Source organism: Altererythrobacter sp. B11 (assembly GCF_003569745.1).
GTDB lineage: Bacteria > Pseudomonadota > Alphaproteobacteria > Sphingomonadales > Sphingomonadaceae > Croceibacterium_C.
Genome location: NZ_AP018498.1, coordinates 816,379 through 834,746, shown reverse-complemented (window position 1 = coordinate 834,746; position 18,368 = coordinate 816,379). Strand labels below are relative to the sequence as shown.

The 18,368-nt window shown below is 64.8% G+C and carries 16 protein-coding genes and 2 pseudogenes; 8 read left to right on the top strand and 10 right to left on the bottom strand.

Going from position 1 to position 18,368, the window contains the following annotated elements; genetic code table 11:
• Window positions 1–7 precede the first annotated feature (7 nt).
• The 7 genes from AEB_RS03985 to AEB_RS03955 form a co-directional block, all read right to left on the bottom strand.
• The gene (locus AEB_RS03985; RefSeq protein ID WP_231958895.1) at window positions 8–400 is read right to left on the bottom strand and encodes a copper-binding protein; all 393 of its coding nucleotides are present in this window, start codon (window positions 398–400) and stop codon (window positions 8–10) included.
• The gene (locus AEB_RS03980; RefSeq protein ID WP_119082041.1) at window positions 379–3,546 is read right to left on the bottom strand and encodes an efflux RND transporter permease subunit; all 3,168 of its coding nucleotides are present in this window, start codon (window positions 3,544–3,546) and stop codon (window positions 379–381) included. The genes AEB_RS03985 and AEB_RS03980 overlap by 22 nt, the downstream gene beginning before the upstream one ends.
• Window positions 3,543–5,072 (bottom strand): efflux RND transporter periplasmic adaptor subunit, encoded by a 1,530-nt coding sequence (locus AEB_RS03975; RefSeq protein ID WP_119082040.1) that lies wholly within the window; start codon window positions 5,070–5,072, stop codon window positions 3,543–3,545. The genes AEB_RS03980 and AEB_RS03975 overlap by 4 nt, the downstream gene beginning before the upstream one ends.
• Window positions 5,069–6,277, bottom strand: a complete 1,209-nt coding sequence (locus AEB_RS03970) for a TolC family protein (RefSeq protein WP_231958894.1) — start codon at window positions 6,275–6,277, stop codon at window positions 5,069–5,071. Before AEB_RS03970 ends, AEB_RS03975 begins: the two co-directional genes overlap by 4 nt.
• Window positions 6,278–6,438: 161 nt before the next feature.
• The gene (locus tag AEB_RS03965) at window positions 6,439–6,816 is read right to left on the bottom strand and encodes a hypothetical protein (RefSeq protein ID WP_119082038.1); all 378 of its coding nucleotides are present in this window, start codon (window positions 6,814–6,816) and stop codon (window positions 6,439–6,441) included.
• 168 nt (window positions 6,817–6,984) lie between these two features.
• Window positions 6,985–8,967, bottom strand: a complete 1,983-nt coding sequence (locus AEB_RS03960) for a cytochrome c/FTR1 family iron permease (RefSeq protein WP_119082037.1) — start codon at window positions 8,965–8,967, stop codon at window positions 6,985–6,987.
• 39 nt (window positions 8,968–9,006) lie between these two features.
• On the bottom strand, window positions 9,007–9,669 hold the full coding sequence (locus AEB_RS03955) for a cation transporter (RefSeq protein WP_119082036.1): 663 nt from the start codon (window positions 9,667–9,669) through the stop codon (window positions 9,007–9,009).
• Window positions 9,670–9,751: 82 nt separating this feature from the next.
• Between AEB_RS03955 and AEB_RS03950 the strand changes: the two genes are divergently transcribed.
• On the top strand, window positions 9,752–10,153 hold the full coding sequence (locus AEB_RS03950; protein WP_119082035.1) for a MerR family transcriptional regulator: 402 nt from the start codon (window positions 9,752–9,754) through the stop codon (window positions 10,151–10,153).
• A 254-nt stretch (window positions 10,154–10,407) separates the two neighbouring features.
• Here AEB_RS03950 and AEB_RS18510 read toward each other — a convergent pair whose 3' ends face one another.
• Entirely contained in the window at window positions 10,408–10,533 is a 126-nt protein-coding gene (locus tag AEB_RS18510; RefSeq protein ID WP_269461558.1) for a hypothetical protein, read from the bottom strand.
• Between the two features lie 688 nt (window positions 10,534–11,221).
• Here AEB_RS18510 and AEB_RS03940 point away from each other — a divergent pair.
• The 3 genes and pseudogenes from AEB_RS03940 to AEB_RS18355 all read left to right on the top strand — a co-directional run bounded on the left by AEB_RS03940 (window position 11,222) and on the right by AEB_RS18355 (window position 12,622).
• Complete coding sequence (locus AEB_RS03940) at window positions 11,222–11,953, top strand: cytochrome c oxidase assembly protein (protein ID WP_231958893.1); 732 nt, start codon at window positions 11,222–11,224, stop codon at window positions 11,951–11,953.
• Window positions 11,950–12,120, top strand: a pseudogene (locus AEB_RS18590) (cytochrome b); the annotation flags it as partial. The gene AEB_RS03940 and the pseudogene AEB_RS18590, both read left to right, overlap by 4 nt.
• Before the next feature lie 82 nt (window positions 12,121–12,202).
• Window positions 12,203–12,622 carry a cytochrome b gene (locus tag AEB_RS18355; protein ID WP_119082033.1) on the top strand — a complete coding sequence of 140 codons (420 nt, stop codon included), beginning with the start codon at window positions 12,203–12,205 and terminating at the stop codon, window positions 12,620–12,622.
• Window positions 12,623–12,716: 94 nt separating this feature from the next.
• Here the strand turns inward: AEB_RS18355 and AEB_RS18585 are convergent.
• Window positions 12,717–13,181, bottom strand: a pseudogene (locus AEB_RS18585) (c-type cytochrome); the annotation flags it as partial.
• 98 nt (window positions 13,182–13,279) lie between these two features.
• Between AEB_RS18585 and AEB_RS03920 the strand changes: the two are divergent.
• From AEB_RS03920 to AEB_RS03905, 4 genes are read left to right on the top strand one after another with little or no spacing between them, the layout of a single operon-like run.
• A complete protein-coding gene (locus tag AEB_RS03920) occupies window positions 13,280–13,693 on the top strand; it encodes a c-type cytochrome (RefSeq protein ID WP_119082031.1) in 414 nt (137 codons plus the stop codon).
• On the top strand, window positions 13,686–14,711 hold the full coding sequence (locus AEB_RS03915) for a cytochrome c oxidase subunit II (protein WP_119082030.1): 1,026 nt from the start codon (window positions 13,686–13,688) through the stop codon (window positions 14,709–14,711). Before AEB_RS03920 ends, AEB_RS03915 begins: the two co-directional genes overlap by 8 nt.
• Window positions 14,708–17,248, top strand: coding sequence for a cbb3-type cytochrome c oxidase subunit I (locus AEB_RS03910; protein ID WP_119082029.1), 2,541 nt, complete (start codon window positions 14,708–14,710; stop codon window positions 17,246–17,248). Before AEB_RS03915 ends, AEB_RS03910 begins: the two co-directional genes overlap by 4 nt.
• A gap of 4 nt (window positions 17,249–17,252) precedes the next feature.
• Complete coding sequence (locus AEB_RS03905; RefSeq protein WP_119082028.1) at window positions 17,253–17,534, top strand: hypothetical protein; 282 nt, start codon at window positions 17,253–17,255, stop codon at window positions 17,532–17,534.
• A gap of 88 nt (window positions 17,535–17,622) precedes the next feature.
• Here AEB_RS03905 and AEB_RS03900 read toward each other — a convergent pair whose 3' ends face one another.
• Window positions 17,623–18,312, bottom strand: a complete 690-nt coding sequence (locus AEB_RS03900) for a ZIP family metal transporter (RefSeq protein ID WP_119082027.1) — start codon at window positions 18,310–18,312, stop codon at window positions 17,623–17,625.
• Between the last annotated feature and the right edge of the window lie 56 nt (window positions 18,313–18,368).

The following is an 18,368-nucleotide window of genomic DNA, read 5'->3' as shown; positions in this document are numbered from 1 at the left end:
TCAAACGCTACTTCTTGTCGATCGAAGTGATCTCACCGCCGCCTTCGGTCTTGCGGAACGCGAAAGTGACCTGATCGCCTTTGGTTACCTTCTGGCGCGATGCCTCATCGGCTGAAAAGGACATGGTCATCGCCGGCCAGTTCACTTCGGGGATGGGGCCATGATCGATGGTAATCGTTTCAGCGTCCACCGCCGCGACGGTCCCTTCGCCAGTGCCCATCTGCTCGCCCTCGCCTGTTTGCATCATCGGCATGTCTTCGCCGCCTGTTGCCGTCTGGCCGCCGGCCATCTGGCTATCCGCCATTGGCCTGTCCGATGTATCCGACGCTTGTTCGCCGGCATCGCAGGCAGCCAGCGCCAGCGGCGCGGCAAGCAGCATCAGGTAGGTTGAGGTACGCATTCTTCTTCTCCTTCGGATGGTTTGGATCGCTCGGCCCGGGGACGCCGCATCAGCAGGTAGGCGGCGGGAAGCACGAACATCGACAGCAGCGGCGCGGTGATCATGCCGCCGATCATCGGTGCGGCGATGCGGCTCATCACCTCCGAGCCAGCGCCAGTGCCGATCAGGATCGGGAACAGGCCGGCAAGGATAACCGCGACGGTCATCGCCTTGGGACGCACCCGCAGCAAAGCGCCTTCGCGGATCGCCTCATCGACCTGATCGGCCGAAGGGTTGGCCGGTCGCTCCTCCAGCGCCCCTTTCAGATAGATCAGCATGACCACGCCGAACTCGGCGGAAACCCCCGCGAGCGCGATGAATCCCACCGCGGTCGCGACCGACTGGTTGTAGCCGAGCAGGTAGAGCAGCCAGAAGCCGCCGGTCAGCGCAAAGGGCAGCGTCCCCATGATCAGCAGCGCCTCGTCGAAGCGGCGGAAGATCAGGTAGAGCAGCAGGAAGATGATCGCGAGCGTCGCGGGTATGACGATCTTCATCCGCTCGGCCGCGCGGGTCAGATACTCGAACTGACCGGCGTAGGCGATGCTCACGCCCGCAGGCAGATCGACTTCGGCGCTGATCCTGTCCTGCAGATCGCTCACTACCGAGGTGAGGTCGCGCCCGCGCACATCGACATAGACATAGCTGGTCGGCCGTCCCTGCTCGCTCTTGAGCATCGGGGGTCCGCTGCTGACGCCGATCCGGGCCACACTGCCCAGGGTGATCTGCTGCCCCGATGGTGTCAGGACCGGCAAGGCCCTGATTTCATCGACGCTGTCGCGGATCTCGCGCGGATAGCGCACGTTGACCGGATAGCGCGCCAGTCCTTCGACCGTTCGGGCGACATTGGCTCCGCCGATCGCCCCCGAGACGATCGTCTGGATATCGGCGATATTGAGGCCGTAGCGGGCCGCCGCCAGGCGATCGATCTCGACATCCACGTAGCGCCCGCCCGATAATCGCTCGGCCAGCGCGGAACTCACGCCCGGTACCTGCTTGGCGACCTGTTCGATCGACTGCGCCACCCGGTCGATTTCTTTGAGGTTTTCCCCGGAGACCTTGACCCCGATCGGACTCTTGATCCCGGTCGCCAGCATGTCGATGCGATTGCGGATCGGCGGCACCCAGATGTTGGCGAGGCCCGGCACCCGCACCGTCCGGTCGAGCTCGTCGATCAGCTTGTCGGGGGTCATGCCCTCGCGCCACTGCGCGCGCGGCTTGAAGCGGATGGTCGTCTCGAACATCGTCAGCGGCGCCGGATCGGTCGCGGTGTCGGCGCGGCCCGCCTTGCCGAACACGGTGTCGACTTCGGGGACCGACTTGATCAGCCGGTCGGTCCGCTGGAGCAACGCCGACGCCTGTCCCGGCGACAGGCCCGGCAGCGCGGTCGGCATGTAGAGCAGGTCGCCTTCATCGAGCGGCGGGAGGAATTCTCCGCCCAGCCGGCTCAAAGGTATGGCCGCAGTCAGGAACACCAGACCGGCTATGATGAGCGTGACCTTGGGCCGACGCATGACCCAATTGAGACCGGGTCGGTAGGCGCGCGTCAGGCCGCGGTTGATCGGATTGCGCTCCTCAGGCGGGATCTTGCCGCGGATCATCCAGCCCATGAGCACGGGCACGAGCGTGATCGACAGGATCGCCGCGCCCGCCATCGCGTAGGTCTTGGTAAAGGCAAGCGGCGCGAACAGCCGTCCTTCCTGCGCCTGCAGGGTGAACACGGGGATGAAGGACAAGGTGATGATCAGCAGGCTGTAGAACAGCGCTGGACCGACCTCCTTGGCGGCGTCGCCGATGACGCGCCAGCGTTCCTTGCCTGCCAGCACGCCGTCCGGATTCGCATGCTTCCAGCGCTCCAAGTGCTTGTGAGCGTTCTCGATCATGACAATCGCCGCATCGACCATTGCGCCGATCGCGATAGCGATGCCGCCCAGCGACATGATGTTGGCATTCACGCCCTGAAAGCGCATCACGATGAACGCGGCGAGCACGCCCAGCGGCAGGGTGACGATGGCGACAAGCGCCGAGCGCACATGCCACAGAAACAATGCACAGATCAGGCCGACAACCACGAACTCCTCGGCGAGCTTGTGCGTCAGGTTCTCGACCGAAGCGTCGATGAGCTTCGAACGATCGTATGTCGTGACGATCTCGACGCCTTCGGGAAGGCTCTGCTTGAGCTGCTCGAGCTTCGCCTCGACTGCGGTAATAGCGGATCGCGCGTCGGCTCCCTGTCGGAGAATGACGACGCCGCCTGCGACTTCGCCCTGGCCATTGAGCTCCGCTATCCCGCGCCGGAGTTCGGGACCGATCTGGATGGTCGCTACATCGCCCAAAGTTACAGGGACCCCCCCGCCCGCGACTTGCAACGGAATTGCCCTGAAGTCGGCGAGACTGCTCAGGTACCCCGACGAGCGCACCATGTACTCGGCCTCGCCCATCTCGATCACCGAGCCACCGGCCTCCTGATTGGCGGCGCGGATCGCCTTGACCACGTCGGCGTGGGTCACTCCCAGCGACGCCATCCGGTAGGGATCAAGCACGACCTGGTACTGCTTGACCATGCCGCCGATGCTGGCGACCTCGGCGATGCCCGGGATGGTCTTGAGCTCGTAGCGCAGGAACCAGTCCTGCAGGCTTCGCAGGCCCGCCAGATCGTTGCCGCCCGTCCGGTCGACGAGCGCATATTCATAGATCCATCCCACACCGGTGGCGTCGGGTCCGAGAGAACTCGACACGCCTTCGGGCAGCCGACCCTGCACTTGGTTGAGATATTCGAGCACGCGCGATCGTGCCCAGTAGAGGTCCGTGCCGTCCTCAAAAATCACATAGACATAGCTATCGCCGAAAAACGAATAGCCGCGCACTGTCTTCGCGCCCGGCACGGAGAGCATTGTGGTCGCCAGGGGATAGGTCACCTGGTCCTCGACCTGTCGGGGCGCCTGCCCGGGATAGTTCGAGCGAATGACGACCTGGACGTCGGACAGGTCCGGCAGCGCGTCGACGGGCGTGGTCCGCACCGCCCAGAAGCCTGCGAGAGCAATCGCGACCGAGGCCAGAACGATGAACAGGCGGTTGGCGATCGAGCCTTCGATTATGCGCGCGATCATTGGCTGCTTGCCTGCTTGATGGCGCTGATGCGCACAGCTTTACCGTCCTGCACGAACCGGAAAGTGACCTTGTCGCCGCGTTTGAATCCGCGCAGCTGGGCCGGTCCTTTCGTCGCGAAGGTCATCGTCATCGCCGGCCAGCCGAGTCCGGCAACGGGGCCATGGCGCAAGGTAACAGAGCGTGCGGTGATCTTCTCGATCGTGCCGTTTGCGCTGTATTGCTTGGGCCCCTGCTGCTGCGTCTGCTTGGTGTCGCCGCCGGAAGTGGCCGCGGGCGCCTCGTCAATGTCGCGAACGTCCAACCCCGCCAGACTGGCTTCGGAATCGAGCAGGAACTGGCCCGAGGTAATCACCTTCTCGCCCGGGGCGAGGCCGGCGAGCACTTCCGTTCGGCCATTCGCCTCGCGGCCTATGTGCACTTCGGCGGGGCGATAGCCGCCGCGTTGCTGCGCCAGCATCACCAGCGTGCGCTCGCCGGTGCGGATGACCGCTTCGGACGGAATCAGTACGGCCTCGCGCCGCGCGGGCGAGAGCGAGACCTGCGCGAACATTCCAGGCCGCAGCCGCTGGTCGGGATTGCGCAGCTCGGCCCGGACAGTGAGAGTGCGGCTCTGCGCCTGCGCACTGGGCAGGATGGCGGTGATCCGGCCGGCGAATTTCTCGCCCGGGAACGCTGTCAGCGTCGCGCTCAGCGGCTGTCCCACCCGTACTTCGCCGGCGAGGATTTCCGGAACCGCCGCTTCGAGCCAGATCGGATTGAGACCGGTGATCTCGGCCAGGGTCTGACCCGTGGACACGCTCATTCCCGGCCGCACGCTCAAGTTCGTGACAGCGCCGGATGACGGCGCGGTAATCGTAATGGTCGAGCGGGGACTGCCGCTGCGCGCGACCGAGGAGATCACCCCGTCGGGCATTCCGAGCAGGCGCATCCGCTCGCGCGCCGCGCGGGTCAGCGCCGCGTCACCGGTTGCGGCGACCGCCAGGTACTCACGCTGCGCGCCGCCCCACTCGGGGATCAGCAGATCGACGAGCGGGGTTCCCTGGCGGACAATGTCGTCGGGCGCGAGGCCGTAGGTGCGCTGCACGAACCCGCTCGCGCGCGGCTGCACGGTCGACACCTGGCGCGCGTTGTAGGCGAGCGTGCCGGTGACGTTCGTCTCGGGCTCGAGCACGCCGATCTCGGCCTGCGCGGTGCGCACGCCGAAGTTCTGTACCAGCGTGGGATCGATGCTCACCCCGCCCGCACTCGCAGCTTCGCCCCCGGCGCATTTCGCCACCAGTTGCATATCCATGAAGGGCGATTTGCCCGGCTCATCGAAGTGCTGGTCGGGCTTCATCGGATCGTACCAGTAGGCGACCTGCTTGCAGCCCGCTTCGGTCGCCGCACTGCTATCTGCGGAATTGCCGGAATTGCCGTCTCCAAGTGTCGCAAGCCCGTAACCGGCGCCGATGCTCACGAGCGCGATCCCGGCGGCAAGCGTGTAGGACTTCTGACGCGGCGTCAGTCTTTCCCAAGCAGCTTTCATTGCATGTGCTCCCGATAGGTAAGTCGCAGTTTGGTGGCGGCTTCGACCGTCGCCTCCTCCCGCTCGAGGACTTCGAGTTCGAGGAGGGCCAGCGCGGTCTTGGCCGCGATCACGTCGATCAGTTCGGCACGGCCGGCGGCGAAGCTGGCGGTTTCGAGGTTCGCCCGATTGCGGGCCAGAGGCAACAGCTCCTCGCGCGCGCGCTGCCATTGCCGGGCCGCGCTGCGCCAGGCCGCGAGGTCGGCGGCGAACTGCGCTTCGAGCGCGCGCAGCATGTCGGCCCGCTCGGCGCGAGCCGCCGCCGCCTGCGCTTCGGCCGCGGCTATGCGCGGCTCCTGCCGCCGACCGGCGAAGATCGGCACGGTCACCGAACCCATGACCGAGACCACGCTTCCGAAATCGGGGTTGCGCCGCCCAAGGCTCACGTTGACGCCGAAGTCGGGCCGCTTGTCCGCACGGGCAAGGTCGATCGCGGCTCGCGCGCGATCCTCGGCCGCGTCGGCCAGGATGATCTCTGGGTTTCGCGAAAGCGTCGCCCGCAGCGTCACGGGATCGATGTCGGCCGATGGGACTGGCCCTTCGGCGACGGGTTCGGTCCCGGCGATGTACCGCCTCAGGCGGGCCTGCGCCGCTTCCCGGTCGGCTTCGATCCGCGTCCGCGCATCGTCGATGTCGAGCAATGCGCGGCGTATTTCCAGACTCTGCGCGGGACGCGCCGAGCCGGCCGCCACGGCGCTGCGCGCGACCGGCACCAGCTTGTGCAGGTCGTCCTGGGCCCTCGCGGCGAGCGCCAGTCGCTGCTGGGCATATGCGAGCGAGATCCAGGCCTCGCCGGTTTCGATCCGAACCATGTGTTCGGTGTGCGCCAACCGGGCATCGGCCACGCGGATGTCCGAGTCCGCGACTCCCGTCCTGGCGTGGCGCTTGGCGAGATTGGGGAAGTCCTGCTCCACCCCGACCTGGACCTGCGTCGGAAGCTGCCGATCGAGATCGAACGCAGCCGGTCCGGTGACCGGCAAGTTGACGATGCCCGCGCGCAACCGCGGGTCGGGCAGTTCGCCTGCCGCTTCCGCGGTCCTCTCCAGGGCCTCGATCTCGAGCTCGCGCGCCTGCAGCACGGGCTGCTGCGTTTGCGCTGCCCGCAATGCCTCATCGTAGCCGACCGACTGCGCCTGGGCAGCCTGCGCGGCAAGCGCGGCTGCCATGGGCAGCCAGCAAATGCGCCAAAACATGCGATAAACCTCACTCGTTCAGAGCGGGCCAGGAAGACGGTTGGCGTTAGCAACGGCCGCAAGGACCGGTCAGACGCAGTCGTCCGCCCAGCTCGCGATCCGGCCCGCCGCGCATCGCGCGGCGCCGTTCGAAACTAGACGGTGAGGTAGGTTTGGGGAGGGGGCGACTCCGGACGCGCGGGCTCGCTTTCGAGCCGCACTGCGTTCGCAAGACCGTAGATCCGGGCGGCTGGAAGCGGGGTCGGCTGGGCCGCTCCGGTATCGGGCAGCGCAAGCGGTGGCAGGCAGTTCATGGCGATCAGACACTCGATCGTCATGTCGGGGCAAGAACCCTTGTGATCGGAGGAGTCCGCCATGCCCTTCATACGGTGCCCGGACATCGCCTGCTCAGCGTGAGCGCAATCGCCCATCGTCGCCATTTCGACCTGGGGCACCGCCGCGGCATTGGCCGCGACCTGGACGAACAGTCCGAAGCCGAAACAAACCAGAGCCAGGGCGCGCAGGAACTTCACCCCGGCGCGATAGACCGGGCATCCGGCAATAGCAAGACGAACACGATCCGGTTTGCCGCAGGTCGGCGCCGATCGGGAGGTTTTCGTTCGATCCGCGGGCGGGTCATGCAGCGCGAGAGCGGCGGCTGAATCGCGCCGTAGGTCCGAATCGGCCAGGAAAGCAGCGCATCAGTCTGCGGCCACGCGGCGACGATTGACCGCAAAGCCGAGGACGAGCGCGAGAAGGACGAGAATCTGCGCCGCGACCGTCTCGAGCGTGGGGAACAGGCCGACGATCGAAAGTCGCGGAACGAACGAGACGGGTGCGATATCGATCCAGCCTGCCTCCTGCAATGCGGCGACACCCTTGCCCGCGAGCACCACTGTCAACGCGGCCATCAGCCAGGAGCTGTAGCGGAAGAAACTGGCGATCGGCAGTTGCCGGCTGTACCGCAACATGGCCCACGCGAGGCCGGCGAGTACAAGTACGGCGGCGACCGTTCCAGCGAGCATTGCCGCTCCGTTGCCCTGCGACCACAAGGCGGCAAAGAACAGGATCGTCTCGAACACCTCGCGGTATACGACGACGAAGGCGAGGCCGAACAGCAACCAGCCCGACTGGCCGCCGAGGGCCCTGGCGAGCTTTTCCTGAATATACCTCTGCCACTGGCCGGCCTGCGCCTTGCCGTGCATCCAGATGCCCACCGACAGCAGCACGACCGCCGCAAACAGGGAGCCGAACCCTTCGGTCAGCTCGCGGCTCGCGCCGCTGATGCCGATCGCATAGGTGGCCACCAGCCAGGTCGCTCCTCCGGCAACGAGAGCGCTCGTCCAGCCGCCGTGAACGTAGCGCAACACGTCCTTGCGGTCCGCCTTCTCCAGAAACGCCAGCATCGCCACGACGATGAGCAGCGCTTCGAGGCCTTCGCGCAACAGGACGGCAAACGCGCCGGCGAACGTGGTGACGGCGCTCGACGCGCCGGGCGCCAGGGAACGCTCGGCGTCATCGAGGAGCGTATCGATTGCTCCCGCCTGCGTCGCCAGGGCATCGGGCGCTATTCCGTCGCCGATCGCTGCCCGGAACGCGCCCATGCGCGTCTCGATATTCGCCATCAGTCCGGCGTCCTTGGCGCTGAGCAGCGGCTCGATGGGTTCGAAGCCGTCGAGATAGGCCGACAGGGCGAGCGCCTTGGCCCGTTTCCTGTCTCCGGAGCGGTAGGCGTCGACGCTTTCGCCGAGCCTGGCGCGGGTCGTGGCGATGGCTTTGCCGGCATCGCCCGAAGCCCGGGCCGTCAGAGCCTCGGGATTGGCGCGAAGATAGGCCATGACGGCGTCGGCCCGCCCCTGTCCGATCTGCTCGCCTAATGCTTCTGGGGTGGTCGTGACGAGAGCCTTCAGATCGGGCATTCTCGCGCGAATGTCGGCGCTGCTCTGCCACAACCTCTCGCCCCGCTGCACGTCGGCCTGCGAAAAGGCGAACGCTCCGGCGCGGAAGGCGAGCGCCCAGCGATCCTCGGCAGGAAGGTCGCGAAAGCTTTGCATGGCGGTACCGTCGATCCCTTGCGAGATGACCTGCTCGAGTGCCGCGAGGCTGCGCTTGCGCGCGCGGGCCGTGTCGGTGAACGCAATCGGCGGCGTTTCTAGCCCGGCAGCATCGGGCCCCTTGCCGTTCCCGCTCGCGCCATGGCAGGCGGCGCAATTATCGGCGAAGAGAGCAGCACCGCGCGCGACGTTTGGCGCTCTCGAAGGCGCGACCGGGACGGGATAGGCCTCGAGCAGCACGCCGGAGATCTTGTGGGAGGTCGAAGCTATTCGCGCCGCCGGAGCTTTCGCGGCGATCTGGTCGCGCAGCGCGCGTGCCTCGCGAACGAGCTCGGCCTTCCGCGGCCGGTCGGGCAGTTGATCGAGCTCATCCGCGATCGTGGCCGCGAACTCCTGCATCTCGGCATATTCGCCGTCGCTGGTGACCTTGCCCCCCGACACGGCGCCCTCGTAGTCGACCGCTATGTAATCGAGGAGCTTCCACGTCGTACCGACCCGTTCGGCGGTCGCCGGCTCGAGCGCCTGGGCTGCCGCAGGCGAGGCCATGAGCCCCGATGCCACGATAATGAGCAGGACTGCCAGAAATCCGCGCAGCCGGCGCATCATGCGATTCGATCCGAGATTCGTCATGTGGCGCGCATACACCCTGAAGCCACTACAGGGTCAAGGCTATTGCGACGCATTCTTAGAATGAGCATTGGCCGATGTGTCGGACGATCGTGACGCTTCGCCAAGATCGCGCAGCGCGTGCCGCATGATTTGCCACCCGCCGGACAGGCCCAGCGCCGCCATGATCGCGGCGACGATGAGATCGGGCCAGGCCGTGCCGGTTCCGAACACGCCCGCGGCAGCGGCAACCACGGCGACGTTGCCGATCGCGTCGTTGCGCGAGCAAATCCAGACCGAGCGCCGGTTCGCGTCGCCGCTGCGAAAACGGAACAGCATGATCGCCACCGCGCCATTGGCGATCAGTGCGATGACCCCCACCACGCCCATCAGTTCGGCCCGCGGCACGGTGCCGTTCATCAGTGCGATTCCGGTGGAGACCAGCACGAACAGCCCCAGCAGCGCGAGCGTCGCGCCCTTGGCAAGCGCCGCCTTCGCGCGCCATGCAAGGACCGAACCGGCCACGCCCAGGCTGATCGCGTAATTGGCTGCATCGCCCAGGAAGTCGAGCGCGTCGGCCCGCAGCGCCTGCGAGCCCGAGATGAGCCCCGCGCCGATTTCTCCCGCGAACATCGCCAGATTGATCGCCAGCGCGATCCACAGTGCCCGGCGCCATTGGGGATCGTCCGCGGGTTCATCGCTCGGCGCGCAATCACATCCTGCCATTGTCGTACCTGTGGGTGTTGGAATCGGTCATGGCGCCACCATATGCCCCCTGAAGTCACTATAGGGTCAAGGGGCCGGATCAATGCGCATCGGTGAACTGGCATGCCGAACAGGCGTCCGTGTGGAAACGATCCGCTGGTACGAGAAGGCAGGGCTGCTCGAAGAGCCGGATCGCAGTGCCAGCAACTACCGTGAATACGACAAGGCGTCTCTCAACCGGCTCACCTTCATCAAGCGAGGGCGCGATCTCGGCTTCTCGCTCGATCAGGTCAGCCAGCTGATGAATCTCACGCGTAACCCCGGGGAGAATTGCGCCACGGTCGATGCGATCGCGGTTCAGCATCTCGCCGCGATCGATCGCAAGATTGCCGACCTCACCGCATTGCGGCGCGAGTTGACCGACCTCGTCGAATCCTGCGCCGGCGGTTCGATCGGCGATTGCGATATATTGCGTGCGCTTTCTCCGGGAAGCGATCACGAATGAGCCCTGATGGAATCCATAGGTCAGCTCTCGAGAACAGGGCAGCCGAAGAACGCCATAAGATAACAGCCGCAAGGCTTCCGACAGGAGCGTGGCCACGGCCAAGATCCTGGTTCTGACATCCTTTGCGATAGTCGAATCCGTACTTTATGCGGGCTCCGAGCAGCTCGCAGGTTCGATAGATCAAGCACCACGGAAGCCGATTGCGAATGCGCTGGAACCAGCGCGTAGACCCACGAAGAAATTTGCCGCCCGTCCTACTCGAAAAGTGAAATGAGCCGTCGCATCACGCCGAGTTCGATAAGCAAGTTGGTGGAGGCGATCAGGACGGCGATGGCATAGCGGGAGGAGCGCCCTTCACCAGCACCCAGAAAGCCTGCCACAGCATTCCTGCGCCGGCTCCGAAGACACCCGGCGCTGCTCCCAGGACGGCAACACTGCCGATTGCGTCCTTGCGCGAGCAGATTCACACCAAGCGCATGTTCGCGTCCCGGTGCGAAAGCGAAACAGCCGCACCGCAACCGTCAGGTTCGCCAGAAGAGCCGCGCTGCCGATAATGCCCATCGTCCCGGCATCCGGCGATGCGCCTTCAGGGAAGCCCCAGATCGCGGAACCCAGCACCCAGACGCCGAAAGCGAACATAGTCGCGGTCTTGGCAAGCGCCGCGCGTCTTCGCCAAGCGAGCGCCATTCCGGCCACTCCGAGGCTGATGGCGTAGTGCAACATTTTCCCAGAAAGTCGAGTGCATCGGTCTGCAGGACGCGCGAATCCGCCATGCCCGCTACGATTTCGACCCCTGACCTGATGGCATTGATTAAAAGCGCGATCCAGAGGGTGCGCTGCCATACCGGACTGAAGTGGGTTTCGCCGACTTCGTCAGGCCATAGCAACGCAAGCAAGCAACTAGGAGAGCGGTGATCAGCGAATATGCTGGACGGTGAAGGCGTCGGGCAGATATCGGTCGTGAATTAGTGCCTGTTGCGCCAGCGGCAATTGTTGTTTGCTCATCGTCACGCCTCTAGCATGAGGCATCGGCTGATGCCGAGATAGATTATGCCAGCGAGACCGACCTTGGCAGACGCAACGACGATGTGGAGTCCATACTGCGGTGCCGCGCCCGCGCCGGGCGAATGGCTTGCGCGCTGGAATGGCGATCCGCTGCTCGGCCTGGGATTCGTTCTGGCAGTCGCGATGTGGTCCCGCTGGGGCGATCACGAAGCGAAAAAAAGCGCTACAGGCGCAGGCCTGACCGCGCTGTTTCTCTTTCTCAGCCCGTTCTGCGTGCTTGGTTCTGCTCTGTTTACCATCCGTGTCGTCCATGACGTTATCCTGGTCGCGCTGCTCGCTCCACTGGTCATGAAAGCCTTCGCACTGGAGCGTCGTGCGGTTCACGGCTCGCTCGCCCTTTATACTGCGGTGCATGCGCTGGTGTTTCTGGTGTGGCACGCACCCCCGCTTTACGCGGCGGCTATGAGCTATGATGCGGTATTCTGGGCAATGCAGATCACGATCACCGGCACGGCTGCGATCTGGTGGGCGCAAGTGGTTCGCGCGCCCGCAGCCGCGGCAGTTGGCGCGCTGCTTGCAACGATGGTGGCGATGGGGCTGCTCGGCGCACTGCTGACCTTCGCCCGAACGGCTCTTTACGCCCCGCACTGGCTGACCACTCAGGCATGGGGCCTTTCGCCGCTTGAGGACCAGCAACTCGCCGGCGTGGTGATGTGGGCGCCCGCCTCCCTGATCTATCTGTTGGCTGCGCTGAAGATCCTTTACCGATCGTTTAGTCCCGAGCCGGCGCGATGATCAGTTCCTTGCGCGACTGGGCCGAGCGTTACCGCGGGCGCGGCAAGTATACGCCGGTGGGGGTCACCTTTCATTGGGTCATGGCGGCGGTCGTGATCTATCAACTCGGGTCGGGCTGGCTGATGCAGCGCTACATGGTCGGCCCTGACAAGCTGGAGGCGTATCGGCTTCATTCGGAGATCGGGCTGACGCTTCTCCTGCTGGGCGCTCTGCGGCTGTTGTGGCGCCTGATGGTGCCGGGTCCGATAAATGCTGCCGATAATTCAGGGGTGGCGATCGACTCTGGCGTACTCTGTGGAGGCGGCGTTTTACGCGCTCTTTGTGCTGATCCCTCTTTCGGGCTGGGTCCTGTGGTCCGCAATCCAGCCTGCGCGTCCGCTGTTCCTGGCGGGACTGATCCCGGTGCCGGCGATGCCGTTCCAGGACCTCACGCCCGAATGGCAATACTGGCTGCTCGACCATGCGGAAGAAGTCCACGTGATAGGCATTGTCGCGCTGTCGCTGCTGGTGCCGTTGCACGCCGCCGCAGCGATCAAGCACCACTTCTGGGATCGCGACGACGTGTTAGAGGGCATATTGCCCGAGGTTCCCGACGCCCGTTCGCATCCGTCAGGTGCGCGCTATACTCCGCAAGCGGCACCAGCTCCGCCGCAGAAAGCAGACGGCTGACATGCGTCATCGCATCAAGCGGATCGCCGTAGCGCTCGCCCGAACGCCAGTTTTCCAGCTGGCGCACCAGGTAGGGCGCTGGTTGTCCGGCGAGCGGCGGGTTGCCTGCGCCCACGCCCCGCGCGTTGGCGCCATGGCACACGGCGCAGGCCTCGATCTCGCGCACCGCATCCCCTTGCTGGTAGAGGCGGGCTATGGCGGGCGAGCAGGCGGCGACCGAAAGAAATTCGCCCTCCTCCTCCTCCGGCACCGGGAGCGCGGCGTAGTGGTTCGCGACCTTTACCCGCGCGCGCCAGTCCAGGCGCGCGGCAATCCAGCTCATCTGCGGATGGCGCCGCTGACCTGCGGAGAAATATTCGAGCTGACGTGCGATATATCCCGCGTCGAGTCCGGCGAGCCGGGGCGAGAGGTTACCATCGCCCTGCCCTTGCAGACCATGGCAGGTGACACAGGCTCCAACCGCGCCCGCATCACCGCCCGAAAGCGCGATGAGCTCACCGGTAGCCTCGAACACGCTCGGCGCAACCGGCTCGGCTTCGTCGCAGGCGGCAAGCGCCATCAGCGCAATCGCTGCCAGCGTCTGGCAAATGCGTTTGTTGTCTGTACAAATCATTCAATCAAGAAACCTACGACCAAGGCGTCGGGTTTCAAAGCAGCATGAGGGGCCGAGCCACGATTTGGCACATCGACGCAAAACGAATTTTCTGCCTTCTGGCCCTGACGGGCGGAACGATCGCGCTCGCCGCGTGCAAGCAGCCGCCGCAATCGCGTTATGCGTTCTCTCCCGCGCAGGAACAGCGCGGCCTGGCAGCGATCAGCAGGGTTGGCTGCGGCGCATGTCACACGATTCCTGGCCTCGCCTGGCCGCAGGGTCGCACGGGCCCTTCGCTCGAGGGCTTCGACGACGCCGGTCTCATAGCTGGGGCGCTGGCCAACACGCCGGAAAACCTCGCCGCCTTCGTGCGCAACGCGCCAGCGGCGAAGCCTGGATCGACGATGCCGCCAATGCCGCTGAACGAAGCCGAGGCGCGCGACGTGGCGGCGTACCTGTACGGCTTCGACGATGATTGAGGCGCTCTGGGGCTGGCCGCCGCCGGTACTCGATCCGGCCGGACCTTATGCCGAACGGGTGACGGTGCTCGCCTGGGCGCTGCTTGGCATGGGGCTCGTCGTTACGGGCGTCGTGCTTGTTGCACTCTGGGTGGCGATCAAGGGTCCGCCGCAGATCAAGAGAAAGCTTGGCGGCGAGAGGACCGTCTGGATCGGCGGGATTGCTTTTCCCGGGCTTGTGCTGACCGGGCTGCTGGTCTGGGGGCTAACGCTAACGGCTGCACTCACCGAAGACATCACCGGAGACGAGATGCGTATCCGGGTGACCGGCGAAATGTGGTGGTTTCGGGTCGACTATCTCGATTCCGCCGGCAATGTGATGTTGCGCGATGCGAACGAAATCCATCTGCCGGTGGGGCGTCCGGTCGTGTTCGAACTCAAGAGCGCGGACGTGATTCACAGCTTCTGGGTTCCGCACCTTTCGGGCAAGAAGGACATGATTCCAGGCCGCACCAACCTGCTGCGTGTCCAGGCTGACAAGCCAGGGCGATACGGCGGAGTGTGCGCGGAGTATTGCGGTGCGGCCCATGCACTGATGGGTTTTGTCACCGTGACGCATGAACCGGCCGAATGGTCCGCCTGGCTTGCGGCGCGCCGGGCGGGCGGGACGGCACCCACGCTGCCGGAGCCGGCGGCGGTGATCGCCGGCGAGAACCAGCCCGGCCTGCGCCCTGTACGCTCGCCAGTCGGGCGCAGTAACGCGACCGCGGCTGGGCGGCAAGTTTTCATGGATAGCGGCTGTGCGGCGTGTCACCGCGTCCAAGGAACCGAGGCAAATGGCCTCGCCGGACCGGATCTGACGCATGTCGGCAGCCGATTAACTCTGGGCGCTGGGATTTTGCCTAACAATCGCGGAACGCTGATCGGCTGGATCGGCGACAGCCAGTCGATCAAGCCCGGAAACCGAATGCCGAGCTACCCCACGCTTTCGGCCGAAGAACTGGGCGCGATCGCGACCTGGCTGGAAACGCAGAAATGAAGTCGGAAACAGGCTTCGACCACCATCTGTACGGGCTGTTCCCCACGCACCGTCCGCGGCCCGAAGGCGAGGTGGAGGAACTCGAGCGAATCTGGGCCAATCCGAAGGGATGGGGCCTGCTGACGGTCGTCAACAACAATTATATTGGCTTTTTCTACGTCGCGACCGCGTTCCTGTTTTTCCTGCTGGCGGGCGTGCTTGCCCTGGGAATGCGCGTGCAGCTCGCCGCACCGTTGCAGAGCTTCCTGGCGCCGGAAACCTACAATCAGTTCTTCACCATGCATGGCACGGTGATGATGTTCCTCTTCGCCGTGCCGATGGTCGAGGCGTTGGGGGTAATGCTGTTGCCACAAATGCTGGCAGCGCGGGATCTGCCGTTCCCGCGTCTGTCGGCCTATGCCTTCTGGGCATATCTGGTGGGCGGACTGTGTTTCTTCGCTTCGCTTTTCGTAGGGCTCGCCCCCAGCGGCGGGTGGTTCATGTATCCGCCCCTGACGTCGATCGCATACAGCCCCGGCATCAACACCGATTTCTGGTTGCTCGGCATAGGGTTCATAGAGATTTCGGCGATCGCCGGCGCGATCGAGATCATCGTCGGCGTGCTACGCACCCGTGCGCCGGGCATGACGCTCGATCGGATGCCGATGTTCGCGTGGGCCATGCTGGTATTCGCGGTGATGATCGTAGTCGCCTTTCCGAGCGTGATTCTGGGCACCTTGCTGCTCGAACTGGAACGCGCCTTCAACTGGCCATTCTTCGATCCCACCCGCGGCGGCGATCCGCTCTTGTGGCAGCACCTGTTCTGGTTTTTCGGTCATCCGGAGGTCTACATCATCTTCCTGCCCGCCGCAGGCCTCATGAGCATGATGGTGGCGACCGTGGCGCGCACCGAGCTGGTGGGATACCGGCTCAACGTGCTGGCGCTCGTGGCGACGGGGTTCATCAGCTTCGGGGTGTGGGCGCACCACATGTTCGCCACGGGAATGCCGCGCGTTTCGACCGGCTATTTCAGTGCGGCAAGCATGGCGGTCTCGCTCCCGGCGGGCATTCAGGTCTTCTGCTGGATAGCCACACTCGCTTCGGGCAGGATCCGTTGGTCCACCCCGGCCCTTTTCTTCGTCGGATCGATCGTTATCTTCGTCATGGGCGGCCTGACCGGGGTGATGGTAGGCATGGTGCCGTTCGACTGGCAAGCGCACGACACCTACTTCATCGTCGCACACCTGCACTACGTGCTGCTAGGCGGTATGGTCTTTCCGATGTTCGCGGCGTTCTACTACTGGAACGGCATGACATCGAGGAACCCGCTGTCCGAGCGGCTGGGTAAGTGGGTATTCTGGCTCATGTTCACCGGACTACACATCACATTCCTGCCGATGCACCTGACCGGCTTCATGGGTATGCCGCGACGCGTCTATACCTATCTGCCCGAACGCGGTCTCGATATGCTCAACCTGACCTCGACCGTAGGCGCATTCGTCATCGCCCTCGGCGTGCTGCTGTTCCTGCTCGATCTGCTGCGCAACTTCCGCTTCACCACCGATCACGATGCCGGCAACGTCTACGACGCAGGGACGCTCGAATGGCTGCCCACGGGCATGTACTCCACCCGCTCGATTCCTCTGGTACGGAGCCGCGAGCCGCTGTGGGATGATCCCGGCATCTGCGACGACGTGAAGGCGGGGCGGTACTTCCTGCCCAACAGTGCCACCGGACTGCGCGAGACGATCATTACCTCGCCGGTCAATGCCGAACCGCAATATCTTCAACTCATGCCGGGACCTTCGCCCTGGCCGGTGGGAGCGGCTGTCTTCACTGCCGGCTTCTTTCTCTCGCTGACGATCCAGGCCTATGCCTTCGGCCTGTTCAGCGGCGTGATCGCAGTGGGATGCGTCTTGCGCTGGTTATGGGAGACCGACCGCCCAATTGCACAGGAGACGGCCGACATCGGGGCTGGAATTACCGTGCCGATCGCCATCACAGGGCCGTCCAGCCACGGCTGGTGGGCCCTGAACGTCCTGATGATTGTCATGGGCATGATCGGCTTCATGGGCCTGTTCAGCTATCTCTATCTGTACGGCATTCATCCCGAGGTCTGGATCGGGGCTCCGCCACTGGGCCAGACAGCCGGGATCGCGGCGCTCGAATTGTTCGCTGCGGCCGCAGCCTGGGGAGGGCGGCGGCTGCTTGCGGCCCGCGCTCCGGGATCGTTCGCGGGCCAGCTACCCTGGATGACGGAGGCATTCTCCGCCGCGCTGCTCCTCGCTGCGCTGGGCTGGGATGCAGCCGGTTGGCAGAGCGAGGCTCTGGCGCCTGCCGCCACCGGGCAGGGGGCGACCGTTTTCGCTCTGCTTGCCTTTGCAGGCTGCGTTGCCGCGATCGGCGTGCTCATGGCGGCCTATCTGGGATACCGCAGCGGGCGCGGACTGCTGACAACCCCCGCGAACACAACGATGGAGGTGGTTTCGCGCTACCTGTTCTTCGCCGCACTCATGGCGTTGGTCTTCACCCTCGCCCTGCGCCTGTTCCCGGGCTGACGCGATGGCGGCCGACTTTCACAATGATCACGACTGGTGGACCGCGACGGCCGCACTGGCTGTCTGGGCGGCGCATTTCGGACTTGCCTGGTCGGTAAGCTCGGTGCTGCCAGGCGATCCGGTGGTGTTGTGGATCACGCTTGCGCTGACGCTCGCTGCATTCGCTGCGCTCGCGGCCTTGTGGCGCTGGAAGCGTATACGGTCGATCGTTTCCGTTGCCGGACTCGGTATCGCCCTTGCCGGGGTCGCCGTGCTGTGGGATTTTCTGCCCGTGCTGATGGCGTGATAGACATCATTCTTGGTCAGGGACTTAGGCCCGACAGATCGATCGAAATCGAGATTGATATCGGGCGGCCACGACCCGAAGATCTCTGCTATCCGGCCAGACCTTCTTCGAGCATCAGCAACGCGAGGAATCCGACGAAGAACATCGAGGTGACGATGGGTCCTTCGGGTGCCTCATGCGCCTCGACCAGGAGTTCTTCGGTAACCAGGTAGAGCAACGCAACCAGGCCGAACGCGAACAAACCCGCCAGCATGGGCGCGGGCAGAGCGGACGCAGCCGTCCCGAACAGCGCTCCAATGGGCAGGAGCAAGCCCACGGCCGCCATCGTCCCCAGCATTTTGGCGCGCGACCAACTTCGTTGCTGGAGCTCGAGAGCGAGCGCGACACCAATGAACATGACTTCCAGGGATAGCGCGATCGTAAGCAACAGACCCGTTTGCAGCGCAGCGACAAAACCAATCCCCAGCACGAGCCCATCGATGAACAGGTCGACACCGATCAAAACGGTCAGACCAACCGGCCCTTGGTAATTCTCGCCGACTCTCCTGATCAGCAACATGAGCCCAACGCCGACCAGGCCGCCAGCCAATACCGCGACAGGGGACTGGGCATGCTTGAGGTCGGGAAGGATTTCGCCGGCCGCAGCAGCAAATACGACCCCTGCCGCAAGATGCTGCACGCCCGCCGTGAACGCGGCTCCCGGTTTGCGCAGGATCGCAAAGGCGGCGCCCAAGATTATCGCGGCAAGAGGGATCAGCGTATAGGCAAGAACTGACATCCCGATCACCTAAACTCCTGGATCGCAGCGCTTGAACGCCCCGACAAATCACCCTT